Below are 25,617 nucleotides of genomic sequence, written 5' to 3' on the forward strand. Positions count from 1 at the left end.
ATCCACAGGCCCGCCGAAACCGCTGGTGGCTCTGGGGCTTCGGGCGGTGGTGGGGTGCAGGGTCGTGGCATGGCACGCAATGTGGAGTTGGGGGCGTTCGGCGAGGAGCTGGCGGTCGAGCATCTGGTCGGGAGGGGGATGGTGGTGCTGGACCGCAACTGGCGGTGCCGGTACGGCGAACTGGACGTGATCGCCGAGGACGGCGGCGCGGTGGTGTTCGTGGAGGTCAAGACCCGCACCGGGCGCGGTTTCGGGACGCCGGCGGAGGCGGTGACGTTTGCGAAGCAGGCGCGGATTCGGCGGTTGGCGGGGCTGTGGCTGCGGGAGCAGGCCCGGGGGTGGGCGCGGGTGCGGTTCGACGTGATCTCGGTGCTGGCGACGCCGGGATGCGCGCCGGAGCTGACCCATCTCGAGGCGGTGTTCTGATGGCGCTGGGGCGGGCGCACTCGGTCGCGGTGCGGGGTGTCGAGGGGGAGTTGGTGGAGATCGAGGCCGATCTCGGTCGGGGTCTGCCGGGGACGCATCTGGTCGGGCTGCCGGACACGGCGTTGCAGGAGTCGCGGGACCGGGTGCGGGCCGCGGTGACCAATTCCGGTGAGAAGTGGCCGGATTCGCGGATCATCCTGGCGTTGTCGCCGGCGACGCTGCCGAAGGGTGGCAGTGCCTACGATCTGGCGCTGGCGTGTGCGGTGCTGGCGGCGGCCGGGGTGGTGCCGGTCAGGGATCTCGAGAAGAGCGTCCTGCTGGGGGAGTTGGCGCTCGACGGTCGCCTGCGGACGGTGCGGGGCATTCTGCCCGCGGTGCTCGCGGCGAAGCAGGCCGGATGGTCGACGGTGGTGGTGCCGTATGTCGCGCTTGCCGAGGCCGGGCTCGTCGACGGCGTCGATGTCCTCGGCGCGCGTGACCTGCGCGAGGTGGTCGAGTGGCTGCGCGGTGAGCTGGTGCTCGCGAAACCGGGTGCGATCGACCGTGATCCGGTGCGGGTGGTGCCGGACCTGAGTGACGTCGCCGGGCAGGAGGAGGCCCGGCTGGCGCTGGAGGTCGCCGCGGCCGGCGCGCATCACCTGATTTTGACGGGGCCGCCCGGGACCGGGAAGACGATGCTCGCGCAGCGACTTCCGGGGATCCTGCCCGCGCTGAGCGAGGAGGAGTCGCTGGAGGTGACGGCGATCCACTCGGTGGCGGGACTGCTCACGGCCGATCAACCGCTGATCACCGAACCGCCGTTCGTGGCACCACACCACACGTGCTCGATCAGCGCGCTCGTCGGTGGCGGGTCGGGGATGGCGCGACCGGGGGCGGTGAGCCGGGCGCATCGGGGCGTGCTGTTCCTCGACGAATGCGCCGAGCTCGGGGTGAAATCACTCGAGGCGCTGCGGACCCCGCTCGAAGACGGTGAGGTGCGCATCGCCCGCCGCGACGGCGTCGCACGATATCCGGCCCGCTTCCAACTGATCCTCGCCGCCAACCCCTGCCCGTGCGCCCCGCCGCGCGCCGAGGACTGCATCTGCGCTCCCACCGCCCGCCGCCGTTACCTCGGCAAGCTGTCGGGTCCGTTGATGGACCGGGTCGACCTTCGGGTGCAGATGTTCGCGCTCTCGGTCGGCGCGCTCAACGGCGACGCGGGGGAGAGCACCGCCGCGGTGCGTGCGCGGGTCGAGCAGGCCCGCGCGGCGGCGGTCGAGCGCTGGCGTGAATTCGGGTGGCGCACCAACGCCGAGGTCCCGGGACCGGCTCTGCGGCAGCGGTTCCGGCTCGGCCGGGGCGCGCTCGCCGGGATGGAGCGGGCCCTGCGGGCCGGTGAGATCACCGCCCGAGGCGCCGACCGCGCGCTTCGAGTTGCGTGGACGCTGGGAGATCTGGCCGGGTTGACCGTCCCTGGTGAGGACCAGGTCGGACTGGCCCTGGGCTACCGGGACCGGTGGGCCGCGTGAGCGCGCGGACCCTGGCGTGGGCGTACCTGTCGCAGGTGGCGCTCGGCCCGTGCGCGCCGCTGGCCGAACTCGTCGCGGCCGTCGGACCGGAGGACGCGGCCCACGCGGTCCGCGAGGCGGATCTGCCCGAGGTGCTTCGGACGCGCACCGAGGCACGCCGGCATCTCGACACCGCCGAGCGCGACCTCGAACACCTCGAACGGCTGGGAGGCCGCCTCCTGACGCCGGACGACGAGGACTGGCCGGCATGGAAACTGCTGGCGTTCGACGGGATCGACGCGGTCCGGGACCGGGAGGCCGCGCCGCCGCTCGCGCTGTGGGCGCTCGGCGAAGGATCGGCGGCCGACCTCACCGACCGCGCCGTCGCCGTGGTCGGCACCCGCGCGGCCAGTGGGTACGGCGAGCATGTGACGACGCAGTTCGTCGAGGACCTGTCCGGCTCCGGGTGGACGATCGTCTCCGGCGCGGCGTACGGCGTCGACGGGGCCGCGCACCGGGCCGCGCTGGCCGCAGGCGGACCCACAGTCGCGGTCCTCGCGTGCGGCGTGGACCGGGCGTACCCGGCCGGGCACGCCCGGATGCTCAAGGAGATCGCCGCCACCGGGTTGGTGGTCAGCGAGTATCCCCTCGGGACCACCCCTGCGCGGCACCGGTTCCTGGCCCGCAACCGGCTGGTCGCCGCACTGTCCGACGCGGTTCTCGTCATCGAGGCGGGGGCACGAAGCGGTGCCCGCAACACGGCGGCGTGGGCGGCGCGGCTCGGCCGCCCGGTGCTGGCAGTTCCGGGACCCGTGACGTCCGCGGCGTCCGTGGGATGTCACCGGATGATCCGCGACGGTGCCGCTCAACTCGTCACGCGGGCCTCGGAGGTCGTTGCGGCCGCGGGACCGATCGAGGCAGGGGAGAACGAGTCCGGCCCGGCGCGACGCCTCGATGCGCTGTCCGTCACCGAATCCCGGGTGTACGAGGCGCTGCCCGCGTCGGGCGCGGTCGGGGTGCGCGAGCTGTCCGAGTCGTCGGGGCAGCCGCTTGCCGCGGTCCGAGGGGCACTGCCCACGCTCGAACTCGAGGGTCTGGTCGGGCAGGACGAGACGGGCTGGTTCCGGCGGGGATGAGAAGAGGCGGGACGAGCTGTGTCGGAACAGAAGGGGAGGAGCAGGCAATGCCGATTACACGAGGTGACGTCGGGTGCTGGATCGTCAAGGGCAACCCGGCGGTGTGGGACTATTTCGCCGGCATCGACGAGGAGCGCGGGCCGGAACCGCATCCGAGCAGATGGAGTCTGAGCGCCGCCTCTCGGCGCCCCGGACTCGTCGAACGCGGAGACCTGGTGGCGTTGTGGATCACCGGGCCGAGGAATCCCGGGATCTACGAGTTCGGCAGGGTCACCAGCGACGGCGCCGTCGACTGGCCCGGCGGATTCGGCACCGCCCACGCGGTCGACAGGGAGAAGGCGTCCCAGCCCTGTCTCGGTGTCGAGTTCGACGCGATCAGGCTGACGCGTACGACGTACCTTCCCCGGGAAGTGATGCGGGCGACGCCCGCTCTGCAGCGGTGCGAGCAGTTCCGGGCGCCGCGGATGTCGAATCCGAGCTTCCTCACATCGGACGAAACGGCGGCGTTGGCGGCACTGCTCGTGGACCGGGTGCCGACCGGCCTGCCTGCCCGGGTGGGATGGAACCCCGGGTAGCCGGTCGGCAGGCCGCGGGTCAGGCCCCGAACTGCGGGCAGAGGTACTCGAGGGCTGCGTCGGCGAGCTGGCGGGTGCCCTCGCTGTCGTCGCCGCGCGACATCATCTCCACGTAGCCGTTCCAGTCCGACCAGGCGTCGGTGGAGACGGCCGAGGGGCGCAGCTGCTCGTAGGTGTCGCAGAAGGTGTGGCCCGTGGACACGATGGCGGCCCGCTGCGTGCGGAGCCCGGGCGTCGACGTGCCATCGGCCGACGTGTGGTCGTCCCAACGGGACTGCCCGCACACGGCTTTCGCGAACTCGGCGTCCCCGCCCTCGGGAACCGCGGTGAACACGCTGCTGGCCTGCATCCGCTCGATCTGCGCTGTACGGGACTCGTCGAACATGGCGGCCAGTTGCCGGTAGGTGTCGTCGGGCTCCCCGACCGGCTGCGGGCGAAGCACGTCGATGAGCTCCTCGGCGGTCGCGTTGGGCTGCGAGGCGTCAACGCAGGTGGAGTCCGCGGCCGCGTCGGCCTCGGAGGTGGACGAGCAGCCGGTCAAGACAGCGGCGGCGACGAGCAGGACGGCGGGCGCGATGCGACGTGCGAGATTCATGATCCTCCGATGGAAGCGGCTGCGACCGAAGGAGTATGCCAGCCGTGGTCGATCGGTCGGACCGAATCCTCGCCCTCGCGGCGCCACGACCCGGACGCGTACAGTTAGGTGAACCTAATAAGTGGAGGCTTGAAGCATGACGCGACCGACCGTGACGCTGACCGTGCAGCGCACCGAACAGCTCACCCCGCACCTGGTCCGGGTTCACCTCGGTGGGCCGGGGTTCGAGGAGTTCGTGTCCAACGGCTACACCGACGCCTACGTGAAGCTCGTCTTCGGCACCGACGAGGATCCGGTGTTGCGGACCTACACGGTGCGCCGGGTTGACGACGAGAAGCGGGAAGTCGCAATCGATTTCGTGGTGCACGGAGACGAGGGCATCGCCGGCCGGTGGGCCGCGGGCGCGAAGCCGGGAGAACGGCTACAGCTGCGCGGGCCGGGTGGCGCCTACGCCCCGCGTGCGGACGCGGACTGGCACCTGCTCGCCGGGGACGAGTCCGCAGTGCCCGCGATCGCGGCCGCGCTCGAGGCGCTGCCGGCCGGCGCCCGTGTGCAGGTGTTCATCGAGGTCGCGGGCCCCGAGGACGAGGTGGAGCTGCGCACCGACGCCGACGCGACGATCACCTGGGTGCACCGCGGTGGTGGCGCGAACGAGGTCGGCGACGAACTGGCGGGGGACAACGCCCTCCTGATCACCGCGGTCAAGGCCGCCGACTGGTGGCCCGGCCGGCCGCACGTGTTCGTTCACGGTGAGGCGCACGCCGTCATGCACGGCATCCGTCCCTACATCCGCAAGGAACGCGGCGTGAGCGCCGAGTGGGCGTCGATCTCCGGGTACTGGCGCCGCGGCCGCACCGAGGAGGGCTTCCGCGTGTGGAAGTCGGACCTGGTGGCGGCCGAGCAGGGCCGCTGACCCCGGGTGGCTCCCGAACCCCGGTTCGGGAGCCACCGCACTACTCGGCCGCCACCGTCACCGGAACCGGGTGCTCGGCTCCCGCCTTCGGCCGGGTGAGGGTGAACAGGGCGAGCAGCGCGACGGCCGCGCACACCAGGATGCTCGTCGCCATGCCCGCGGCAGACCCGCCGGCCAGCGGGGACACCAGCGCGCCCAGGCCGAACTGGCCCGCGCCCATCACCGCGGATCCGGTGCCCGCGGCCTCGCGCACCTCGGACTGACCGAGCGCGGTCGCGTTGCCCATGATGAAACCGATCGCGGTGGTCGTCACGAACAGCAACGGCAACACCACGGCCCGATTGGTGCCGCCCACCGTGACCTCCAGGAGCAGGGCGACCGCGGCGGCGGTCAGCACCAGCACACCGAAGGTCAGCATCTGCCGGGCGTGGAACCGGCCGATCAGCCGGGTGTTGACGATGCTGCCGAGCACGATGCCGATCGAGTTGACGCCGAACACGACCGAGAACTGGCCCGAGCTCAGACCGAGCACGTCCTGCATCACGAACGGCGACGCCGAGATGTACGAGAAGAGCGCACCGAACCCGAACATGAACGTCAGCGCGTAGCCGACGAACCGCCGGTTGCCGAGCACGTACCGGGCGTTGCGGGCCAGCGCCGACAGTCCGCCGCCGTGGCGGCGTTCCGGTGTGAGGGTCTCCGGGATCAGCGCGAGCACGCCGACCACCATCACGACACCCGCGCCCGCGAGGACCCAGAAGATGCCGCGCCAGCCGATCGGTCCGAGCAGCGCGCCACCGGCCATCGGCGCCACCACCGGGGCGACGCCGCCGATGATCATCATGATCGAGAACAGTTTCGCGGCCGCGTCGCCGGACGCGCGGTCGGCGATCACGGCGCGCGCCAACACGATCGCCGCGCCGCCGCTGAGCCCCTGCAGGAGCCGGGCGGCGATCAGGACGCCCGCGGACGGTGCGAGCGCGCAGAGGAGGCCGCTGATCGCGAACAGGACGGTGCCGCCGAGGAGCAGCTTGCGGCGCCCCCAGCCGTCGGAGAGCGGACCGACGATCAACTGCCCGATGCCCAGCCCGGCCATGAAGGTGGTCAGCGTCAGCTGGATCGTCGAGGTGGACGTCGCGAGATCCTCGCCGAGCGCCGGCAGGCCCGGCAGGTACATGTCGGTCGCGAGCGGCGCGATCGCCGATAGCAGGGCAAGGGTCAACAGCATCGGAACGGATATCGCACGGGTCACATGAGACACCCAGCGGCGCGTGTGCTTGCTTTATTCCCGTGGCGGGGCAATCTTTTTGACCATGACCTCCGACGCGCAGGGTGACGGGCCCGACGAGCTGCCCGCGCGCCTGGCCGAACTCCTCGACGTCTACGCCGACCACTTGCGCCTCGAACGTGGACGTTCCGAACACACCGTGCGTGCCTATCTCGGGGACGTGCGCTCGCTGCTGACCCACGTCGTCGCCGCCGATCCGGAGGCCCGGCTCGAGGACCTGGACCTGGCCACGCTGCGGGGCTGGCTGTCCGGGCAGGCCGCCGCCGGTGTCGCCCGCACCACCCTCGCCCGGCGCACCGCCTCCGCGCGGACCTTCACCGCGTGGCTGACCCGTACCCGCCGCATTCCCCGCGACCCCGGGGTGCGGCTGGCGTCCCCGAAGACGCACCGCACCCTGCCGGCGGTGCTGCGGCAGGGACAGGCGGAAGAGGCGATGAGGGCCGCCGAATCCGGTGCCGCGCAGCATGACCCGGTGGCGGTCCGGGATCGATTGATCGTGGAGATGCTGTACGCGAGCGGGATCCGGGTCGGGGAACTGTGTGGACTCGACCTCGACGACGTGGACCACGACCGGCGGGTGGTCCGGGTGGTCGGCAAGGGCGACAAGCAGCGGTCGGTGCCGTTCGGTGGCCCGGCCGCCGAGGCCCTCGACGCCTGGCTGCGAGTCGGGCGGCCCGCACTGGCGAACTCGCAGTCCGGGAACGCTCTGCTCCTCGGCAAGCGAGGCCGTCGGCTCGACCAACGCCAGGCCCGGACGGTCGTGCACGAGGTACTCGAAGCGGTGCCGGGCGCGCCCAGCCTGGGGCCGCACGGGCTGCGGCACTCCGCCGCGACCCACCTGCTCGAGGGCGGCGCCGACCTGCGCGTCGTGCAGGAACTGCTCGGGCACAACAGCCTGGCGACCACCCAGCTCTACACACACGTGTCCGTCGCCCGGCTGCGCGCGGTGCACGACCAGGCCCACCCGCGGGCATGACGCGCCGGCCCCGCAGCGGCTTCAACCGCACCGGGCCCGATCGCACCAGGGCCAGCGGATCGAGGTACTCCTCCCGGCCACGGCGCACGCCCCAGTGCAGGCAGGTGTCCGGGCATCCGGAATGCCCGGTGACCAGGACCCCGATCTCGGTTCCCCGCGTCACCCGCTGACCGACGCGGACGCCGGCCGTCACGGGTTCGTAAGTGGTGCGCAGGCCGTTCGGGTGGTCGACCGAGACGACCGGTTTTCCCGCCACCGGGCCGGCGAACACCACCACGCCGTCGCCCGCGGTGAGCACTGTTTGTCCGGGTGCGCCGCGCAGGTCCACCCCGCGGTGTCCGGGCAGCCAGTCGTGGGCGGGCGGGTCGAACCCGGTGACCACGGTGGGCCGGGGGCGCAACGGCCACCCGAAACCCGCCGCGTCGGCGGGAGGACCGCCGCCGAGCATCATCAGTCCGCACAGTCCGAGCACCACGGGCATTCGCATGCCGACCACTCTCGGCCGCCGAGCGGCGTGCGGGGAGCCCGCCGAGTAGATCTGTGGATCCTCTCGCGCCGAACTCCACAGGCAGAGGGACCGGTTAGGTCGGGCGCCGTGGACCCCGTACACTCGACACGCGGTCTGTGTTCGCGCAGTCCGACTTCGCGCGCCCGCGCAACGAACAACGGCCCTCGGCTGGTCCTGCATTCGTGCAGGTCCGAGGGTTGGTGGGCGCCAGGGCAGGGGTCACCCGACCACCTGCGACAACCGGCAATGAAAGAGGTACACAGCCATGGCTGTCGTGACCATGAAGCAGATGCTCGACAGTGGTACCCACTTCGGGCACCAGACCCGTCGCTGGAACCCGAAGATGAAGCGATTCATCCTCACGGACCGCAACGGCATCTACATCATCGACCTGCAGCAGACCCTCACGTACATCGACAAGGCGTACGAGTTCGTCAAGGAGACCGTCGCCCACGGCGGCACCATCCTGTTCGTCGGCACCAAGAAGCAGGCGCAGGAGTCCATCGCCGAAGAGGCCACCCGCGTCGGCATGCCGTACGTGAACCAGCGCTGGCTCGGCGGCATGCTCACCAACTTCACGACCGTCCACAAGCGCCTGCTGCGCCTGAAGGACCTCGAGGCCATGGAGCAGACCGGCGGCTTCGAGGGTCGCACCAAGAAGGAAATCCTCATGCTCACGCGTGAGATGACCAAGCTGGACCGCACCCTCGGTGGTATCCGGGACATGGCCAAGGTTCCGTCGGCCATCTGGGTCGTCGACACCAACAAGGAGCACCTGGCGGTCTCCGAGGCGCGCAAGCTGAACATCCCGGTCATCGCGATCCTGGACACCAACTGCGACCCCGACCTCGTCGACTACCCGATCCCGGGCAACGACGACGCCATCCGCTCCGCCGCGCTGCTGACCAAGGTTGTCGCCTCCGCCGTCGCCGAGGGCCTGCAGTCCCGCGCCGGCCGCAACGCCGCCGACGACAGCAAGCCCGAGGCCGGCGCCGAGCCGCTCGCCGAGTGGGAGCAGGAACTGCTCTCCCAGGCCGCTCCGGCTGCTGACGCCGAGGCCGCGCCCGCCGCCGAGGCCGCTCCCGCGACCGACGCCGAGGCCCCGCAGGCCTAGTCGATCCGGCCCCGACCCTCGCATGCACCACCGGGTCGGGGCCGTTTCGCTCCCCACCACCGAAACTCACTCGAGGAGGCTCGCCCCCGATGGCGAACTACACCGCCGCTGATGTGAAGCGGCTCCGTGAGCTCACCGGCTCCGGAATGATGGACTGCAAGAACGCGCTGACCGAGACCGACGGTGACTTCGACAAGGCCGTCGAGCTGCTGCGCATCAAGGGCGCGAAGGACGTCGGCAAGCGTGCCGAGCGTTCCACCGCCGAGGGCCTGGTCATCGCCAAGGACGGCGTCATGATCGAGCTCAACGCCGAGACCGACTTCGTCGCCAAGAACGCCGAGTTCCAGGCGCTGGCCGACACGATCATCGCCGCTGCCGCCGCCGCGAAGCCGGCCGACCTGGACGCCCTCAAGGCGGTCGAGGTCGACGGCAAGACCGTCGAGGCGCTGGTTCAGGAGCTGTCCGCCAAGATCGGCGAGAAGCTCGAGCTGCGTCGCGTCGTCTCCTTCGACGGCCCGGTCGCGACCTACCTGCACAAGCGTGCCTCCGACCTGCCGCCGGCCGTCGGCGTGCTGATCGAGTACACCGGCGAGGGTGACGCGGCGGCCGAGGCCGCCCGTGCCGCCGCCATGCAGGTCGCCGCGCTCAAGGCGAAGTACCTGACCCGTGACGAGGTCCCCGCGGACGTCGTCGAGAACGAGCGTCGCATCGCCGAGCAGACCGCGAAGGAGGAGGGCAAGCCGGAGGCCGCTCTCCCGAAGATCGTCGAAGGCCGCGTCAACGGCTTCTTCAAGGATGTCGTGCTCACCGAGCAGTCCTCGGTCACCGACAGCAAGAAGACCGTCAAGGCCCTGCTCGACGAGGCCGGCGTGACCCTGGTCCGCTTCGCGCGGTTCGAGGTCGGCGCCAGCTAGTCGCCAGGCAGTAGCTGCGAGCGGCCCCGTCACCAATTGTGGTGGCGGGGCCGTTTTGCGCACGGGCAGCAAAGCTGCTCACAGGTCGGGGAGGCCGAAGTCCAGGTTCGGGGTCTGCAGGCCGCCGTCGACCTCGAGGACCTTGCCGGTCAGATACGACCCCGCCGGTGAGCAGAGGTACAGCACCGCGGCGGACGCGTCCTCCGGGTCGCCGATCCGGTGCAGCGGGGTGGCCGCCTCCATCGCGGATTTGATCGACTCGTTCTGCGCGACCACGTCCAGTGCCGACGTGAGGACCGACCCGAGACTGACGCAGTTGACGCGGATCCGCGGGGACAGATCGGCCGCGGCCAGGCGGGTGTAGTGCGCGACGGCGGCCTTCGCGGTCCCGTAGGCGGCATACCCGCGTCCGCCGACCCTGCCGACCACCGAGGACACGTTGACGATCGCGCCGCCGCCCGCCGTCTCGAGGATGTGCGGCACCGCGGCCCGGACCAGGGCGTGCGCGGTCGAGACGTTGAAATGGAACGCCTCCTCCAGCTGTCGGGGCTTCGTCTGCAGCAGCGGCGTCGGCAGCGCGCCGCCGACATTGTTGACGACGATGTCCAGACGCCCGAACGCCTCGACGGCCGCACCGGCGAGCCCGGCGACGGCGTCCAGATCGGCGAGGTCGGCGGCGACCACGTGGGCACGGCGACCGGCCGCACGCACCCGGTCCGCGACCTCCTCCAGCTGTTCGGTGGTGCGTGCTGCGAGTACGACGTCCGCGCCGGCCTCGGCGAGCGCCACTGCGGACGCCGCACCAACGCCCCGTCCGGCACCGGTCACCACCGCCACCTGATCGGTCACCCGGAAACGGTCCAGAATCATGGCACTCCTTCGTTCCGGAGTCCGGGGACTCCTCGTTGTCCTCGCGCCCACGCGGTGCGCCGCGCGAGCCTACGGCCCCGAAGGTGGTCTGCGGGCCCGGATAAGGCAGGATGAAGGGGTCATCTGTGGCTGTACCGCCGAGGGTGGCCGATTCATGCTGGTCGCACCATCCAAGCGGCCCGAGACGAAAGAGAGCCATGACCGAATCCGCCCCAACCGACACCACGCCCCGACGCGACGGCTTCAAGCGCGTCCTGCTCAAACTGGGCGGCGAAATGTTCGGTGGCGGCGAGGTCGGTCTCGATCCGGACGTCGTGCAGACAGTGGCCCGTCAGATCAAGGCCGTGGTCGAGTCCGGGGTGCAGGTCGCGGTCGTGATCGGCGGCGGCAACTTCTTCCGCGGCGCCGAACTGCAGCAGCGCGGCATGGACCGGGCCCGGTCCGACTACATGGGCATGCTCGGCACCGTGATGAACTGCCTTGCGCTGCAGGACTTCCTGGAGAAGGAAGGCATCGACACCCGCGTGCAGACCGCCATCACGATGGGGCAGGTCGCCGAGCCGTACCTGCCGCTGCGGGCCCGCCGCCACCTGGAGAAGGGGCGCGTGGTCATCTTCGGGGCCGGCATGGGCATGCCGTACTTCTCCACCGACACCACCGCCGCCCAGCGCGCCCTCGAGATCGGCGCCGAGGTGGTCCTGATGGCCAAGGCCGTCGACGGTGTCTACACCGCCGACCCGCGCGTCGACCCGACCGCCACCATGTACACCGAGATCAGTCACCGCGAGGTCATCGAGCAGGGCCTGAAGGTCGCCGACGCGACCGCTTTCAGCCTCTGCATGGACAACCGGATGCCGATCATGGTCTTCAACCTGCTCACCGAGGGCAACATCGCCCGCGCGGTGTCCGGTGAGAAGATCGGGACCCTGGTGAAATCGTGACCAGTGAAGTCGTGACCACTGCCGTCGTGAACAGCACGACGGCAGGCAGCACCGCCATCCCCGCGAGCCTGGAGGAACACCGTGATCGATGAAGCGCTCTTCGATGCCGAGGAGAAGATGGAGAAGACCGTCGCGTCGGCGAAGGACGACCTCGGCGGTATCCGAACCGGCCGTGCCAACCCGGGCATGTTCAACCGCATCGCGATCGAGTACTACGGCGCGATGACCCCGATCTCGCAGGTCGCGTCGATCACGGTGCCGGAGGCCCGGCTCGTCGTGATCAAGCCGTACGAGGCGTCCCAGCTCGGGCCGATCCAGAACGCGATCCGCAACTCGGACCTGGGTGTCAACCCGACCGACGACGGCACCCTGATCCGCGTCTCGGTTCCGCAGCTGACCGAGGAGCGGCGCCGCGAGCTGGTCAAGCAGTCGAAGGCCAAGGGCGAGGACGCGAAGGTCGCGATCCGCAACGTGCGCCGCAAGGCGATGGACGAGCTGAACCGCATCCAGAAGGACGGCGAGGCCGGCGAGGACGAGGTCGCGCGCGCGGAGAAGGAGCTCGACAAGACCACGGCCAAGTACGTGGCGCACATCGACGAGCTGGTCAAGCACAAGGAAGCCGAATTGATGGAGGTCTAGGCGGTGTCCACCGACAGTCCCACCGGCGCGGAGCGCCACGATGGGACGGATGGCTCCCGTGCGAACGGGACAACCGCCGCTGTCACCTCCAAGGCGGGTCGAAACCTGCCCGCCGCGATCGCGGTCGGGGTGGGCCTCGGCGCGCTGGTGATCGTGTCGCTGTTCTTCGTGCCGAAGGTGTGGTTCGGGATCGTCGCCGCGGCGATCGCGATCGCGACCTGGGAGGTGGCGTCGCGGCTGCGGGAGAGCGACGTCCTCGTCCCGTTGATCCCGTTGATCCTCGGCGGGCAGGCGATCATCTGGCTGGGGTGGCCGTACGGCACCACCGGGGTGCTGGCGGGATTCGCCGGCACCGCGCTGGTGTGCATGGTGTGGCGGCTGCTGGCGCAGGGCCTGCAATCGGCGCCGCGAAACTACCTGCGGGACATGGCGATCACCGTGTTCGTCGCGGCGTGGCTGCCGTTGCTCGCGTCGTTCGCGACCCTGATGGTCACCCACGAGGGCGGCAACAAGTGGGTGTTCGTGTTCATGATCGGTGTCGTCTGCTCGGATGTCGGCGGCTACACGGCCGGGGTGCTGTTCGGTAAGCACCCGATGGTGCCCGCGATCAGCCCGAAGAAGTCCTGGGAGGGTCTCGGCGGGTCCCTGGTCTTCGCGGTCCTCGGGTCGCTGGCGACGGTCACCCTGATCCTGGACGCCAACCCGTTCATCGGCGTCCTGCTCGGTGTCGTGCTGGTGATCACCGGAACCCTCGGCGACCTGATCGAGTCCCAGGTCAAACGCGACCTCGGGATCAAGGACATGGGCACCCTGCTGCCCGGGCACGGCGGCATCATGGACCGGCTCGACTCGCTGCTGCCATCGGCGTTCGTGACCTGGCTGGTGCTCACCGCCCTGCTCTGACGCCCGCCGAACCCATGACTCGCCGACCGCCCCCGGGCGTCCCGATCCCCAGCCCGAACATCTGGCACTGGCCGCGGATCTACGAGGTGGAGAACCGCGCCCAGGACGTGGACGGCGCGATCTTCGAGACGCTGGCCCGCGTCGCCGACTGGACCGACCGCGACGTCCTCGACGTCGGGTGCGGCACCGGTTTCCACCTGCCGGTGTTCGCGGCGGACGCGCGCAGCGTGACCGGGGTCGAACCGCATCCGCCGCTGGTCGACGCCGCCCGTGAGCGCACCGCGCGGTTGCCCGGCGTGCGGGTGCTTGCCGGCAGCGCGGAGACGCTGCCGGTGCCGGACCGCAGCGTCGACGTCGTGCACGCCCGGACCGCGTACTTCTTCGGTCCCGGCTGCGGCCCCGGGATCACCGAGGCGATGCGCGTGCTGCGGCCCGGCGGGGTGCTCGTCGTCGTGGACCTGGATGCGAGGGCGCCCGGCTACGGCGACTGGATGCGCGCGGACCTGCCGCACTACGACCCGGCGGCGGTGGAGGCGTTCTTCGCCGCGCAGGGCTTCGACCTGACGCGGGTGGCGACGCGGTGGGAGTTCGAGGACCGGCGCGCGCTGCGGGCCGTCCTCGGTATCGAGTTCACCGAGCGGACCGCGGACCGGGCGTTCGCGCAGACCTCGGGGCGGTCACTCGAGGTCGGGTACCGCGTCCACACCCGGCGGGCGCCGCAGGGCCTGGTCCTGCGTTGACTCAGACCAGCTCCGGGTCGGTGGTCAGCTCCACCGTCGCCCACAGGTCGTAGGGCAGTTCCCGCAGACGGCGGGCGACCTGCCTGCGGACCTCGTCCTCGGTCGCCAGGTCCCAGGCCGTGCCCGAGACCAGGAACACCACCTCGACGTACACCTTGCGACCGACCTTGCCGATCGCGATGTCCGGCGCGGGTAGATCGAACTTGTCGCGGACCTGCTCCACCGCCCGGTGGATCGGCTCCTGGATCTGCGGTCCCGGGGCGCTCTCGAGCAGTTCGAGCATGCCGCCGCGGATCAGGGTCCACGGCTGGGGGAGCAGCACCGCGCAGCTGATGAGCACCAGCGCCGAGTCGACGTAGCGGTCGGCCGACGAGTACTCGGTCCGGCCGAGCACCCACACGACGACGCCGCCGACCGCGACGACGGCGCTGAACACCGCCGAGGATGCCCACTGGGTCGCCTCCGCCGCCAGCAGATCCGACGCGGTCGCGGCCCGGCGAACGTACAGGTACGTCGCCGTCGCCGCGATGGTGCCGATCAGGCCGTACACCAGCAGCGATCCGCCGGCGACCTCGGATCCGCCGTCGACGATCACCCGGACCGCCTCCATCGCGGCGTAGCCGAGCGTGAGGAGCAGCGCGAGACCCTGGACCACAACGACCACCGGGGTGAGGGCCTCGCGGCCGAACGGGAAGCGGGCGGTCGGCCCGCCCGCGACGATCCGGGACGCGGCCAGCGACAGCCATGTCAGGGCGGCGCCCAGCGCGGCGTAGGCGCCGTCGAGGAGGATCACCTGCGAGTTCGACGTGATGCCCCACGCCACCGCGAGCACCGCCAGGGTGCAGGTCACCGCCATCGACACCCGCAGGACGCTCCGTTCGCGACGCAGGTCGGCGGCCGTGGGCGCCATCGGTCAGTCCGCGGTGGTGGCCCGCTTGGCCAGGCGCCGGATCTGCAGGATCCGCACCCCGCCCGCCAACGCCATGATCAGCGCACCCGCGATGGCGGCGAGCAGAAGGCTCACCCCGAGCGGCAGCGAGAACTCCCACCAGAACAGGTTCCACGTCACCGAGTCCAGGTTCTGCAGGATGAACACCAGCAGCAGGATCAGTACCAGCGCCCCGATCACCAACCCGGTCCACGTGGCCGCGGCCCGGGTGCCGCCGAGGGCCGGTGCGGTGTCGGACGCAGGAGCGGTGGCCGCGGGCACGTCGGCACGCGCCGACTCCGGCTCCGGCTCCGGCGGCGGGACCGGCGGAGTCGACTCGTGCGGATCGGGGGTGTCGTGCGTGGGGGACATGCGCTGATCATCACGCACCGGATGTGTGATTGCACGCGCATCCCGCCGGCGAAATTCGCATGTCGCCGGTGGTCGGTGGGACACTGGGCAACACTATGGCCGTTTCCCTGCCCCTCGTGTTCAACGCCCCGCGTCGCGGCATGCCGCCGACGCACCTCGCCGACCTCGATGCGGAGGGCCGGAAGGCGGCCGTCAAGGAACTCGGCCTGCCCGGTTTCCGTGCCGACCAGCTGGCCCGTCAGTACTACGGCCGGCTCGAGGCGGACCCCGACAAGATGACCGACCTGCCCGCCGCCGTGCGGGAGAAGGTCGGTGACGCGCTGTTCCCGACGCTGCTGACCCCGGTCAAGCACGTCGCCTGCGACGACGGCACCACCCGCAAGACGCTGTGGAAGGCGAACGACGGGACGCTGCTCGAGTCGGTGCTGATGCGCTACCCGGACCGCGCGACGCTGTGCATCTCCAGCCAGGCAGGCTGCGGCATGGCCTGCCCGTTCTGCGCGACCGGGCAGGGTGGACTGAACCGGAACCTGTCGACCGCGGAGATCGTCGACCAGGTCCGGGCGGCCGCCGCCGCGATGCGCGACGGCGAGGTGGCCGGCGGTGAGGGCCGGCTGTCGAACGTCGTCTTCATGGGCATGGGCGAACCGCTGGCGAACTACAAGCGCGTGGTCGCTGCGGTGCGCCGCATCACGTCGCCCGCGCCCGAGGGGCTCGGGCTGTCGCAGCGGTCGGTCACCGTCTCGACGGTCGGGCTTGCGCCGGCGATCCGCAAGCTCGCCGACGAGGGTTTGTCGGTGACGCTGGCGGTGTCGCTGCACACCCCGGACGACGAACTGCGCGACACCCTGGTTCCGGTGAACAACCGGTGGTCCGTGGCGGAGGTGCTCGACGCCGCCCGCTACTACGCCGACAAGACCGGGCGCCGGGTGTCGATCGAGTACGCGCTGATCAAGGACGTCAACGACCAGCCGTGGCGCGCCGACATGCTCGGCAAGAAACTGCACAAGGCGCTCGGCTCGCTGGTGCACGTGAACCTGATCCCGCTGAACCCGACCCCGGGCAGCGAGTGGGACGCGGCGCCGAAGGACGTCGAGCGCGAGTTCGTGCGCCGCGTCATCGCACAGGGCGTCTCGTGCACCGTCCGCGACACCCGCGGCCAGGAGATCGCCGCCGCGTGCGGTCAGCTCGCCGCGGAGAACTGACGAGACCTGCCGGGGACACGGCGAAACGACGACGGCCGCGCGGCTCCGGGGGAGCGGCGCGGCCGTCGTCGTAGGTGTGTGGTTACCGCGGCTTGCGGCGACGAACGATGTCGAGCACCAGCATGACGATCATGGCGGCGGAGAGGCCGACCAGCCACAGGTCCTCGACCTTGCCCTCGTGGTTGCCGATCGTGTACAGGAGCAGGAACAGCGCGAAGAACCAGCCCAGGAAGCGGAACAGTCGCGGCGCCTCACCGCTCCAGCCCCATTCCGCAGAGGGCACCTCGGCGGTGTCGACTTTGCTGGTGACGATGGGCTCGCTGGCGGCCACGGCCGATCCTCCTGCTCGTGCGGGTGTGCATATTGCTCGCATATCGTGGCATACGACCCGCCGTCGTAGCGAGCGGGGTGGGCATGTGGGAGGGGTGTTTCGCGTGACCGTCACACCGACCGGACGGGTCGTTCGCCGCGACAGCGGTGCGGATCTCGTCATCGACCGCCGGTTTCCCGACCCGATCGAGGAGGTGTGGGCGGCCGTCACCGAATCCGACCGCACGGCAGCCTGGTTCGGTCCGTGGACCGGAACCGGGGCCCCGGGCAACACCATTCGTGTGCAGATGCTCTTCGAGGAGGGCGAACCGTGGATGGACATGACCGTCGAGGCCTGCGAGGCGCCGACCCGATACGTCGTGTCCTCGTCGGACGAGTTCGGGTCGTGGCTGATGGAGGTGCAGTTGGTCGCGGAACCGGACGGAACCCTCCTGAGCCTGATCCAGCATCTCGACGAGGCGTCGGTCGCGGTGGCCGTCGACACCGGACCCGGCTGGGAGTACTACCTCGATCTGCTTGTCGCCGCCCGCACGGGTGGATCGCGGCCGCGGTTCGACGACTACCTCGCGATGAAGGGTCACTACGAGTCGGAGGTGGCGCGGCTCGGGGAGAGCCGATGACGATCCGCGTCACCTGTGCCGCCAACGCGCAGTGGCCGACGGCCCACACCGCCCGGTCCCGGTGACCGTCGGCCTGTCAGGTTGCTCTCAGGCGCCATCGGGAAGAATGGACGGCGTGTCTGACACTTCTCCCGTTCGGGTGCTCCTGCTCGGCAGCACCGGCTCCATCGGCACCCAGGCCCTCGAGGTCGTCGCCGCGAACCCCGGCAAGTTCACCGTCGTCGGTCTGGCGGCGGGCGGCGGCAACGTCGACCTGCTCGCCGAACAGATCCGGGCGACCGGCGTGACGCGGGTCGCGGTCGCCGACCCGGCCGCGGCGGCCCGGCTGGACCTGCCGGGTGTGCTGTCGGGCCCCGGTGCGGTGACCGAGCTCGTGCGGACCACCGAGGCGGACGTGGTGCTCAACGCGCTCGTCGGCTCGCTCGGACTGGAACCGACACTCGCCGCGCTCGAGTCCGGCGCCCGGTTGGCGCTGGCGAACAAGGAGTCCCTGGTCGCCGGCGGGCCCCTGGTGACCGCCGCCGCCGCGCCCGGTCAGATCGTGCCCGTCGACTCCGAGCACTCGGCGCTCGCGCAGTGCCTGCGTGGCGGGCGCGCCGAGGAGGTGGACCGGTTGGTGCTCACCGCGTCGGGCGGGCCGTTCCGCGGCTGGACCGCGGAGGCGCTCGAGTCCGTGACCCCGGAGCAGGCCGGCGCCCACCCGACGTGGTCGATGGGCCCGATGAACACCCTCAACTCGGCGTCCCTGGTGAACAAGGGTCTCGAGCTGATCGAGACGCACCTGCTGTTCGGCATCGACTACGACCGCATCGACGTCACCGTGCATCCGCAGTCGATCGTGCACTCGATGGTCACGTTCACCGACGGCTCGACCCTCGCGCAGGCCAGCCCGCCGGACATGAGGCTGCCGATCGCCCTCGCCCTCGGCTGGCCCGACCGGGTGCCCGGCGCGGCCGCCGCCTGCGACTTCACCACCGCCGCGACGTGGACCTTCGAACCTCTCGACAACGCCGTCTTCCCGGCCGTCGACCTGGCCCGGGCGGCGGGGAAGGCCGGCGGCTGCATGACCGCGGTCTACAACGCCGCGAACGAGGTCGCCGCGCAGTACTTCCTCGACGGTGCCGCGACGTTCCCGTCGATCGTGCGGACCGTGGAGCGTGTTCTCGCCGGTGGCGGCCAGTGGTCGGCGGCACCGGCTACCGTGGACGACGTGCTCGCGGCTGACTCCTGGGCCCGGGCCCGGGCACACGAGCTCGTCGAGCGGAAGGGCTAGGACGAAACGGTGTTGATCGGGGAGGCCGCGGCCGCATGTTGATTATCGGTGTGGTGCTGTTCGCGCTCGGCATCACGGTCTCGATCGCGCTGCACGAGGCGGGCCACATGTGGACCGCGCGCAAGCTCGGCATGAAGGTCCGTCGCTACTACATCGGCTTCGGTCCGAAGATCTTCTCCTTCCGGCGCGGCGAGACCGAGTACGGGCTCAAGGCCATCCCCGCGGGCGGGTTCTGTGACATCGCGGGCATGACCGTGCACGACGAACTCGCCCCCGACGAGGTCGACCGGGCGATGTACAAGCAGAAGACGTGGAAGCGTCTGGTCGTCATGTCCGGCGGCATCGCGATGAACTTCCTGCTCGGTCTGGCTCTGGTCGTGGTGCTCGCGGTCGGGTGGGGCCTGCCGAACATGAACCAGCCGCCGGAGACGCAGCTCGGCGCGATGAGCTGCACCTCGGACCAGATCGACGCGCAGACGCTGGCGAAGTGCTCCGGCACCGGCCCGGCCGAGGCGGCGGGCCTGCGCGAGGGCGACCTGGTCACCGCGATCGGCGGGGTGCCGGTCGAGACGTGGAGCCAGTTCCAGACCCAGACCCGGAAGCAGACCGGCCCGGTCGACTTCACGATCGAGCGCGACGGCAGGTCGATGACGGTGACCGTGGTGCCCGACCAGGTCCAGCGGATGGTCACGAACGCCGACGGAACGGTGACCACCACGACCGTCGGCGCGATCGGTGTGTCCCCGGACTACTACGAGCCCGTCAAGTACAACGTCGCGGCGGCGATCCCGGCCTCGGTGGCGTTCACCGGGGACCTGATGGTCGAGTCGCTCAAGGGCCTCGCCGAGTTGCCGAGCAAGGTCGGCGACCTGTGGACCGCGGTCACCGGTGGAGAACGCGCCCAGGACACCCCGGTCAGCGTCGTCGGGGCGTCGGTGATCGGCGGTCAGGCGGCCGAGCGCGGCCTGTGGGAGATGTTCATTCTGCTGCTCATCAGCCTGAACTTCTTCCTCGGCGTCTTCAACCTGCTGCCGCTGCTGCCCCTCGACGGCGGCCACATGGCCGTCGCGGTGTACGAGAAGATCCGCAACACGCTGCGCATCCGTCGCGGACTGCCTGCGGGCGGGCCGGTCGACTACACGAAGCTGATGCCGCTCACCTATGTGGTGATCGTCATCGGTGGCGCGTTCATGCTGCTGACCCTGACCGCCGACATCGTCAATCCGATCAAGATTTTCTAGCCCGGAGGACGTGCCTTCCGATCCCCTCACGGCGCCCCCGGCAAGGATCGGGAGACACGACCTAGACTTTCCTGGTACCGCAAAGAAAGAAGGCAACCGTGACCAGCCCCGTCGGTTTGGGCATGCCCGATGTTCCCGCCGTCCTCGCTCCCCGCCGCAAGACCCGGCAGTTGATGGTCGGCAACGTCGGTGTCGGCAGCGATCATCCGGTGTCGGTGCAGTCGATGTGCACCACCAGGACGCACGACGTGAACGCGACCCTGCAGCAGATCGCCGAGCTCACGGCGTCCGGATGCGACATCGTCCGGGTCGCGTGCCCGCGGCAGGAGGATGCCGACGCGCTCGCCGAGATCGCACGCAAGAGCAAGATTCCCGTCATCGCGGACATCCACTTCCAGCCGCGCTACATCTTCGCCGCCATCGACGCCGGCTGTGCCGCGGTGCGGGTCAATCCCGGCAACATCAAGGAGTTCGACGGCCGCGTCAAGGAGGTCGCGAAGGCGGCCGGGGACGCGGGCATCCCGATCCGGATCGGCGTCAACGCCGGATCCCTCGACCCACGGCTCATGCAGAAGTACGGCAAGGCCACCCCGGAGGCCCTCGTCGAGTCGGCGCTGTGGGAGGCGGGCCTGTTCGAGGAGCACGGCTTCGGCGACATCAAGATCTCCGTCAAGCACAACGACCCGGTCGTGATGGTGGAGGCGTACCGGCAGCTGGCGGCGCAGTGCGACTATCCGCTGCACCTGGGCGTCACCGAGGCCGGTCCGGCGTTCCAGGGCACCATCAAGTCCGCCGTCGCGTTCGGTGCGCTGCTCAGCGAGGGCATCGGCGACACCATCCGAGTGTCGCTGTCCGCGCCACCGGCCGAGGAGATCAAGGTCGGCACGCAGATCCTGCAGTCGCTGAATCTGCGCCCGCGCAAGCTGGAGATCGTCTCGTGCCCGTCGTGCGGACGCGCACAGGTCGACGTGTACACGCTGGCGAACGAGGTGACCGCCGGGCTCGAGGGCATGGAGGTGCCGCTGCGGGTCGCGGTGATGGGCTGCGTCGTCAACGGTCCCGGCGAGGCGCGCGAGGCGGACCTCGGTGTCGCGTCCGGCAACGGCAAGGGCCAGATCTTCGTCAAGGGCCAGGTCATCAAGACCGTCCCCGAGGCGCAGATCGTGGAGACGCTGATCGAGGAGGCGATGCGCATCGCGGAGGAGATGGGCAACGATTCCGAATCGGGATCGCCTGTCGTCACCGTGAGCTGATCGCGCACCGTATCCTGTCGGCACGCCCACCGTGAGGAACGGCGTGACTGTCCGCTTTCTTCGACGAGACCCGGGGGTGACGGGGTGCTCAAACTCCTCGGCGCCAGGCAACTCGGCGCACGGGACCGCGCTGACGTGCTGCGGGTCCTCGACGCCGACCCCGTCGCCACCTGCATGGTCGCCGCGCGGGTGCAGGACCTCGGGGTCGAGCCGCGATCGATCAACGGGGAGTTGTGGAGTCGCGGCGGCCCCGACGAGTCGCTGTGCTTCTCCGGGGCGAACCTGGTCCCACTGCGCGGCAGCATCGGCGACCTGCGCGCGTTCGCGGATCGGGCGTGCCGGTTCCCGCGGATGTGTTCCTCCCTCGTGGGGCGTGCCGAGCTGACCATGCCGCTGTGGGAGATGCTCGAATCCGACTGGGGTCCGGCGCGGGAGGTCCGCGCCGAGCAGCCGCTGCTCGCGTTGGCGGCCCGGCCGCTCGTCGAACCCGATCCCGACGTCCGGCTCGTCCGGATGGACGAGCTCGACACCTACCTCTGCGCCGCCGTCGAGATGTTCATCGAGGAGGTCGGGGTGGATCCGCGCGCCGGGGACGGAGGTCGCGGCTACCGGCGCCGGGTCGCCGGGCTGATCGCCGCGGGCCGTGCGTTCGCCCGATTCGAGGACGGCCAGGTGTTGTACAAGGCGGAGATCGGCTCCGCGTCCCGGCAGGTCGGCCAGATCCAGGGCGTGTGGGTGCATCCCGACCACCGATCCCGCGGGCTCGGCGCCGCCGGAACCGCGGCCGTCGCGGCCGCCGTGGTCCGGGGTGGGCGCACCGCCAGTCTCTACGTGAACAGCTTCAACGTGCCGGCTCGGCGGGCATACGAGCGGGTCGGCTTCACCCAGGTCGCGACCTTCTCGACCGTCCTCCTCGACTGATGCGGCAGCCGGCGGGTGCCGTGCACCGGCTGGGGCGAATCTCACGCGTGGTCGATCGGCCGAATGTGTCGGCGGCACACCTACTATGGGCGTCGATGAACTCTCGTGTCGCCCGCCGTGTCCGCACCCCGCTCGCTCTCGCCGTGACGGGGGCGTTGACCGTGGGCCTCGCCGCCTGCACCCCGAAACCCGACGGACCCGAGCCGGCTGCGCAGGAATTCGTCTCCGCGCTCGCGGAGCGGGACACCGAGGCCGCGGCTGCCCTGTCCGACCGCCCGGACGTCGCGCAGCGGGCGCTCGACTCGGCGTGGGAGAACCTGCAGGCCGAGTCGATGACCGCGACGCTGGGTTCGGTCCGCGTCACCGGCGACACCGCGACCGTCGGCTACACCTACGAGTGGCACCTGCCGAAGGAGCGCGTGTGGACCTACTCCGGTGATCTGCAGATGGGACGCAAGGACGGGGACTGGGCGGTGCGCTGGAGTTCGACCGACCTGCACCCGAAACTCGGTGACACCCACACCATGTCGTTGCGGGCCACGCCGGCGCCGCGGGCACGGGTCAACGAACGCTCCGGCACCGACGTCCTGGTGCCCGGCACGATAGAGCGGATCAAGCTGGACGCACGCAAGGCGGGCAACCTGGGGTCCGTCGCGGCCGCGCTCGCGAAGATCCTTGCGCCGTTCGACAAGTCGCTGACGGCGCAGTCCATCGCCGAGTCGGCATCGACCGTCAAGGGCACCTATCTGGTCGCGAGCCTGCGCCAGGAGGACTACGAGACGGTCGCCGCCTCGCTCGCCGAACTGCCGGGCGTCACGGTCGACGAGGAGGCCGACCTGGTGTCGACCGACCGCGACTTCGCGCCCGACCTGATCGGCCAGGTCAAGAAGAGGGTCATCGACGAGGTGGACGGAACCGCGGGGTGGAGTGTGGTCACCGTCAACCAGAACGGTGTCGACACCGACGTGCTCACGGACACGAAACCGCAACCGGCGCCGTCGTTCTCGGTGAGCCTGGACCGGCCGATCCAGGTGGCCGCGCAGAACGCCGTCAATGCCCGCACCGACCAGGCGATGATGGTGGTGATCCAGCCGTCGACGGGCGCGATCCTCGCCGTCGCGCAGAACAAGGCCGCCGACCGCGACGGCCCGGTCGCGTCCACCGGCATGTACCCGCCCGGGTCGACGTTCAAGATCGTGACCGCGGGCGCCGCCATCGACAACGGTCTCGCGCAGCCGGGCACCATGGTCGGCTGCCCGGGCCGGATCACGATCGGAGAGCGGTCGGTGCCGAACTACAACGAGTTCGCGCTCGGCACCGTCTCGATGAGCACCGCGTTCGCGCGGTCCTGCAACACCACCTTCGCGAAACTGGCCAGCGAGATGGAGCCGGAGGCGTTGACGAAGGCGGCAGCGCAGTTCGGTATCGGGGTCGACTACGAGGTGCCCGGCCTGCCGACGGACTCGGGGTCGGTGCCCCCGGCCGAGGATCTCGTGCAGCGCACCGAGGACGGCTTCGGGCAGGGCAAGGTAGTCGTCAGCCCGTTCGGCATGGCGTTGGCCGCCGCGACCGTCGCGAATGGTTCGACGCCGGTGCCGCACCTGATCCTCGGTGACGAGACCACCGTCGACGGCGACCGCACGGCGATCACCCCGGAGATGGTCAGCGGTCTGCGCGGCATGATGCGCGAGGTGGTCACGTCCGGCACCGCGACCCGGATCGCCGGCGAGGGCGACGTGTACGGCAAGACCGGTGAGGCCGAGGTCGACGGCGGCTCGCACGCCTGGTTCGTCGGCTATCGCGGGGACATCGCCTTCGCCACCCTCGTGGTCCGCGGCGGCAGTTCCGACAACGCGGTCGCCGTCACCAACGACATGTTCGCGGCGCTGCCGGAAGGCTACTGACCCGCACCCGTCACGCCCGTGCCCGAGCCGGTACCTCCCGGGCGAGCAGCAGGGCCACCGCGCCGAGGAGGGTTCCGGTGACTCGGCGCTGCCACGTCGCCCACGCGGGGCGCGCGGCGATCAGTGCGGCGACCGCGCCCGCCGCGATCACGATCGCCGCGTTCACGGCGACGCTGACCGCGATCTGCACGCCGCCCAGCGCGAATCCCTGTGCGACGGGGTGCCCGCGGCCCGGGTCGACGAACTGCGGGATCAGCGCGAGATAGATGATCGCCGCCTTCGGATTGAGCAGGTTGGTGACCAACCCCATCCCGAAGAGCCTGCCGGTCGAGTCGCGGGACAGTGACGCCGGTTCGAACAGGCCTCGTCCGCCGGGTTTGAGCGCCTGCCAGGCGAGGTAGGCCAGGTAGCCCGCGCCGGCCGCCTTGAATCCCGTGTACAGCCACGGAACCGCGAGGAAGACCACCGCCAGACCCAGGTTCGCCATCGCCATGTAGATCACGAATCCCGTCGCTGTGCCGGACAACGAGATCAGACCGGCCGTGCGGCCCTGGCTGATGCTGCGAGACACCAGGTACATCATGTTCGGCCCCGGGGTGAGGACCATTCCCAGTGCCGTCAACGCCATACCCAACGCCGCCGCCGTCGAAATCACCACGCCCCCAGGCTGCCCGGCAGGTGCGGTGCGGTCGACAGCCAGATCGCGAACACTGGCCTGCTGCGGGCCGGGGCGCGCGTCAGGAGTAGACGACGGCCCGGATCACTCGGAGGGACCTGCGATCGAGATAGCAGCACAGCAGGGCCGGGGAGCCGTCGGCGGTGCAGGAGGCGGTGACGGCGTCCCCCGCGGCGATGACCTTGGTCAGGTCGGTCACGGTGCGTCCGCCGAGGACCGCCCGGGCGTCGGCGTCTCCGCGTCCGGCGGACTCGACGAGTCGCCGCACGGACTGCTTGCCGCGTTCTCCGACGCTGCGGACCGCGGCGCCGAAGGCGAGGGATCCGCCCAGGCCCTGGTGCCGCAGCATCCGCGCGCCCATCGACATGCCGACCTTGAGTTTCGCCGGATCGACCCCCGCGACCTGCGCGAACATCGGTGCGACCGCCCAGTGCGCGGCGATCCGACGAATCCGCGGTTCGCCGTCGTCGAGGGTGGCCTCGTACAGCAGGTGCATCGGGGCCTTCGCGGCAACGCCTCCGCCGAGACGGGTCTCGATGGTGACGTCGCGGACCACGGTCAGGCCGTCGACGATGTCGTCGCGGTCGATGTGGAACCGAATGTCGTTGGGGGCGATGAAGGTGTCCCAGAACCGGGCGAGGGGTTCGCCGCCGCGGCGGAGGCTGCGCTTGTCGTACAGGCCGCCGAGGACGGGCCGCCCGCCGACCGGGTCCTCGACGACGTGCTGGCGGGCGAACAGGCCCAGCCACGCGGCCTTGTCGTGGGCGGCGACCGCGGCGGGGGAGGCGTGCGCGAGCGCGAGCAGGGTGGTGGGGTCGGCGAGCATGGCACACCTCGGATCGGTGACGGCGTCGGGCATCGCGGAGTAT

27 protein-coding genes and 1 pseudogene are annotated in these 25,617 nt (G+C 70.7%); 19 read left to right on the forward strand and 9 right to left on the reverse strand.

All coding sequences use genetic code 11. From position 1 onward, the window contains the following. Window positions 1-69 precede the first annotated feature (69 nt). The 4 genes from ACWDUM_RS13995 to ACWDUM_RS14010 are packed head-to-tail and all read left to right on the forward strand — an operon-like array spanning window position 70 to window position 3,624. Window positions 70-426, forward strand: coding sequence for a YraN family protein (locus ACWDUM_RS13995; protein WP_450134424.1), 357 nt, complete (start codon window positions 70-72; stop codon window positions 424-426). Continuing rightward, window positions 426-1,934 carry a YifB family Mg chelatase-like AAA ATPase gene (locus ACWDUM_RS14000; RefSeq protein ID WP_450134425.1) on the forward strand — a complete coding sequence of 503 codons (1,509 nt, stop codon included), beginning with the start codon at window positions 426-428 and terminating at the stop codon, window positions 1,932-1,934. The genes ACWDUM_RS13995 and ACWDUM_RS14000 overlap by 1 nt, the downstream gene beginning before the upstream one ends. After that, on the forward strand, window positions 1,931-3,049 hold the full coding sequence (dprA, locus tag ACWDUM_RS14005; protein WP_450134426.1) for a DNA-processing protein DprA: 1,119 nt from the start codon (window positions 1,931-1,933) through the stop codon (window positions 3,047-3,049). Before ACWDUM_RS14000 ends, dprA begins: the two co-directional genes overlap by 4 nt. A gap of 47 nt (window positions 3,050-3,096) precedes the next feature. Continuing rightward, entirely contained in the window at window positions 3,097-3,624 is a 528-nt protein-coding gene (locus ACWDUM_RS14010; RefSeq protein ID WP_450134427.1) for a hypothetical protein, read from the forward strand. A gap of 19 nt (window positions 3,625-3,643) precedes the next feature. On the opposite strand, the gene ACWDUM_RS14015 is transcribed toward ACWDUM_RS14010, so the two are convergent. Then, window positions 3,644-4,219, reverse strand: coding sequence for a hypothetical protein (locus ACWDUM_RS14015; protein ID WP_450134428.1), 576 nt, complete (start codon window positions 4,217-4,219; stop codon window positions 3,644-3,646). Between the two features lie 136 nt (window positions 4,220-4,355). On the opposite strand from ACWDUM_RS14015, the gene ACWDUM_RS14020 reads away from it, so the two are divergent. Beyond that, window positions 4,356-5,132, forward strand: coding sequence for a siderophore-interacting protein (locus ACWDUM_RS14020; protein ID WP_450134429.1), 777 nt, complete (start codon window positions 4,356-4,358; stop codon window positions 5,130-5,132). Window positions 5,133-5,172: 40 nt separating this feature from the next. Here the strand turns inward: ACWDUM_RS14020 and ACWDUM_RS14025 are convergent, their stop codons facing one another. Further along, the gene (locus ACWDUM_RS14025; protein WP_450134737.1) at window positions 5,173-6,360 is read right to left on the reverse strand and encodes a multidrug effflux MFS transporter; all 1,188 of its coding nucleotides are present in this window, start codon (window positions 6,358-6,360) and stop codon (window positions 5,173-5,175) included. A gap of 85 nt (window positions 6,361-6,445) precedes the next feature. Here ACWDUM_RS14025 and ACWDUM_RS14030 point away from each other — a divergent pair, with 85 nt between their 5' ends. Further along, the gene (locus ACWDUM_RS14030; protein WP_450116210.1) at window positions 6,446-7,396 is read left to right on the forward strand and encodes a tyrosine recombinase XerC; all 951 of its coding nucleotides are present in this window, start codon (window positions 6,446-6,448) and stop codon (window positions 7,394-7,396) included. 7 nt (window positions 7,397-7,403) lie between these two features. Here ACWDUM_RS14030 and ACWDUM_RS14035 read toward each other — a convergent pair. Continuing rightward, window positions 7,404-7,883: pseudogene (locus tag ACWDUM_RS14035) on the reverse strand (M23 family metallopeptidase); the annotation flags it as partial. Between the two features lie 286 nt (window positions 7,884-8,169). Between ACWDUM_RS14035 and rpsB the strand changes: the two are divergent. Both rpsB and tsf read left to right on the forward strand, forming a co-directional pair. Then, complete coding sequence (rpsB, locus tag ACWDUM_RS14040) at window positions 8,170-9,018, forward strand: 30S ribosomal protein S2 (protein ID WP_450116209.1); 849 nt, start codon at window positions 8,170-8,172, stop codon at window positions 9,016-9,018. Window positions 9,019-9,107: 89 nt separating this feature from the next. Further along, window positions 9,108-9,932 carry a translation elongation factor Ts gene (tsf, locus tag ACWDUM_RS14045; RefSeq protein WP_450116208.1) on the forward strand — a complete coding sequence of 275 codons (825 nt, stop codon included), beginning with the start codon at window positions 9,108-9,110 and terminating at the stop codon, window positions 9,930-9,932. Between the two features lie 78 nt (window positions 9,933-10,010). Here the strand turns inward: tsf and ACWDUM_RS14050 are convergent, their stop codons facing one another. Next, window positions 10,011-10,802, reverse strand: a complete 792-nt coding sequence (locus tag ACWDUM_RS14050) for an SDR family oxidoreductase (protein ID WP_450134430.1) — start codon at window positions 10,800-10,802, stop codon at window positions 10,011-10,013. A 197-nt stretch (window positions 10,803-10,999) separates the two neighbouring features. Between ACWDUM_RS14050 and pyrH the strand changes: the two genes are divergently transcribed. The 4 genes from pyrH to ACWDUM_RS14070 all read left to right on the forward strand — a co-directional run bounded on the left by pyrH (window position 11,000) and on the right by ACWDUM_RS14070 (window position 14,025). Beyond that, entirely contained in the window at window positions 11,000-11,743 is a 744-nt protein-coding gene (pyrH, locus tag ACWDUM_RS14055; RefSeq protein WP_450116206.1) for a UMP kinase, read from the forward strand. 81 nt (window positions 11,744-11,824) lie between these two features. Next, window positions 11,825-12,382 carry a ribosome recycling factor gene (frr, locus tag ACWDUM_RS14060; protein ID WP_387469699.1) on the forward strand — a complete coding sequence of 186 codons (558 nt, stop codon included), beginning with the start codon at window positions 11,825-11,827 and terminating at the stop codon, window positions 12,380-12,382. A 3-nt stretch (window positions 12,383-12,385) separates the two neighbouring features. Next, window positions 12,386-13,285: a phosphatidate cytidylyltransferase gene (locus ACWDUM_RS14065; RefSeq protein ID WP_450116204.1), complete on the forward strand. Its 900-nt coding sequence runs from the start codon at window positions 12,386-12,388 to the stop codon at window positions 13,283-13,285. Between the two features lie 14 nt (window positions 13,286-13,299). After that, on the forward strand, window positions 13,300-14,025 hold the full coding sequence (locus ACWDUM_RS14070) for a class I SAM-dependent methyltransferase (RefSeq protein ID WP_450134431.1): 726 nt from the start codon (window positions 13,300-13,302) through the stop codon (window positions 14,023-14,025). Between the two features lies 1 nt (window position 14,026). Here the strand turns inward: ACWDUM_RS14070 and ACWDUM_RS14075 are convergent, their stop codons facing one another. Further along, complete coding sequence (locus tag ACWDUM_RS14075; RefSeq protein WP_450134432.1) at window positions 14,027-14,935, reverse strand: cation transporter; 909 nt, start codon at window positions 14,933-14,935, stop codon at window positions 14,027-14,029. Window positions 14,936-14,938: 3 nt separating this feature from the next. Then, window positions 14,939-15,325, reverse strand: coding sequence for a lipopolysaccharide assembly protein LapA domain-containing protein (locus ACWDUM_RS14080; RefSeq protein WP_450134433.1), 387 nt, complete (start codon window positions 15,323-15,325; stop codon window positions 14,939-14,941). Window positions 15,326-15,420: 95 nt separating this feature from the next. On the opposite strand from ACWDUM_RS14080, the gene rlmN reads away from it, so the two are divergent. Further along, the gene (gene rlmN / locus ACWDUM_RS14085) at window positions 15,421-16,530 is read left to right on the forward strand and encodes a 23S rRNA (adenine(2503)-C(2))-methyltransferase RlmN (RefSeq protein WP_450116200.1); all 1,110 of its coding nucleotides are present in this window, start codon (window positions 15,421-15,423) and stop codon (window positions 16,528-16,530) included. A gap of 82 nt (window positions 16,531-16,612) precedes the next feature. On the opposite strand, the gene ACWDUM_RS14090 is transcribed toward rlmN, so the two are convergent. Then, window positions 16,613-16,861, reverse strand: a complete 249-nt coding sequence (locus tag ACWDUM_RS14090; RefSeq protein WP_450134434.1) for a DUF2631 domain-containing protein — start codon at window positions 16,859-16,861, stop codon at window positions 16,613-16,615. Between the two features lie 103 nt (window positions 16,862-16,964). Between ACWDUM_RS14090 and ACWDUM_RS14095 the strand changes: the two genes are divergently transcribed. The 6 genes from ACWDUM_RS14095 to ACWDUM_RS14120 all read left to right on the forward strand — a co-directional run bounded on the left by ACWDUM_RS14095 (window position 16,965) and on the right by ACWDUM_RS14120 (window position 24,072). Then, window positions 16,965-17,480 carry an SRPBCC family protein gene (locus ACWDUM_RS14095; RefSeq protein WP_450134435.1) on the forward strand — a complete coding sequence of 172 codons (516 nt, stop codon included), beginning with the start codon at window positions 16,965-16,967 and terminating at the stop codon, window positions 17,478-17,480. A gap of 106 nt (window positions 17,481-17,586) precedes the next feature. Next, complete coding sequence (gene dxr, locus ACWDUM_RS14100; RefSeq protein ID WP_450116197.1) at window positions 17,587-18,753, forward strand: 1-deoxy-D-xylulose-5-phosphate reductoisomerase; 1,167 nt, start codon at window positions 17,587-17,589, stop codon at window positions 18,751-18,753. Between the two features lie 35 nt (window positions 18,754-18,788). Then, window positions 18,789-19,994, forward strand: coding sequence for a M50 family metallopeptidase (locus tag ACWDUM_RS14105; RefSeq protein ID WP_450134436.1), 1,206 nt, complete (start codon window positions 18,789-18,791; stop codon window positions 19,992-19,994). A 98-nt stretch (window positions 19,995-20,092) separates the two neighbouring features. Beyond that, window positions 20,093-21,247: a flavodoxin-dependent (E)-4-hydroxy-3-methylbut-2-enyl-diphosphate synthase gene (gene ispG / locus ACWDUM_RS14110; RefSeq protein ID WP_450116195.1), complete on the forward strand. Its 1,155-nt coding sequence runs from the start codon at window positions 20,093-20,095 to the stop codon at window positions 21,245-21,247. 84 nt (window positions 21,248-21,331) lie between these two features. After that, a complete protein-coding gene (locus ACWDUM_RS14115) occupies window positions 21,332-22,168 on the forward strand; it encodes a GNAT family N-acetyltransferase (protein ID WP_450116194.1) in 837 nt (278 codons plus the stop codon). A 95-nt stretch (window positions 22,169-22,263) separates the two neighbouring features. Then, window positions 22,264-24,072, forward strand: a complete 1,809-nt coding sequence (locus ACWDUM_RS14120) for a penicillin-binding transpeptidase domain-containing protein (protein ID WP_450134437.1) — start codon at window positions 22,264-22,266, stop codon at window positions 24,070-24,072. 10 nt (window positions 24,073-24,082) lie between these two features. On the opposite strand, the gene ACWDUM_RS14125 is transcribed toward ACWDUM_RS14120, so the two are convergent. Then, entirely contained in the window at window positions 24,083-24,727 is a 645-nt protein-coding gene (locus ACWDUM_RS14125; protein WP_450134738.1) for a LysE family translocator, read from the reverse strand. A gap of 82 nt (window positions 24,728-24,809) precedes the next feature. Then, window positions 24,810-25,607, reverse strand: coding sequence for a nuclear transport factor 2 family protein (locus tag ACWDUM_RS14130; RefSeq protein ID WP_450134438.1), 798 nt, complete (start codon window positions 25,605-25,607; stop codon window positions 24,810-24,812). Window positions 25,608-25,617 lie beyond the last annotated feature (10 nt).

This window comes from Rhodococcus sp. NPDC003322, from assembly GCF_053589555.1.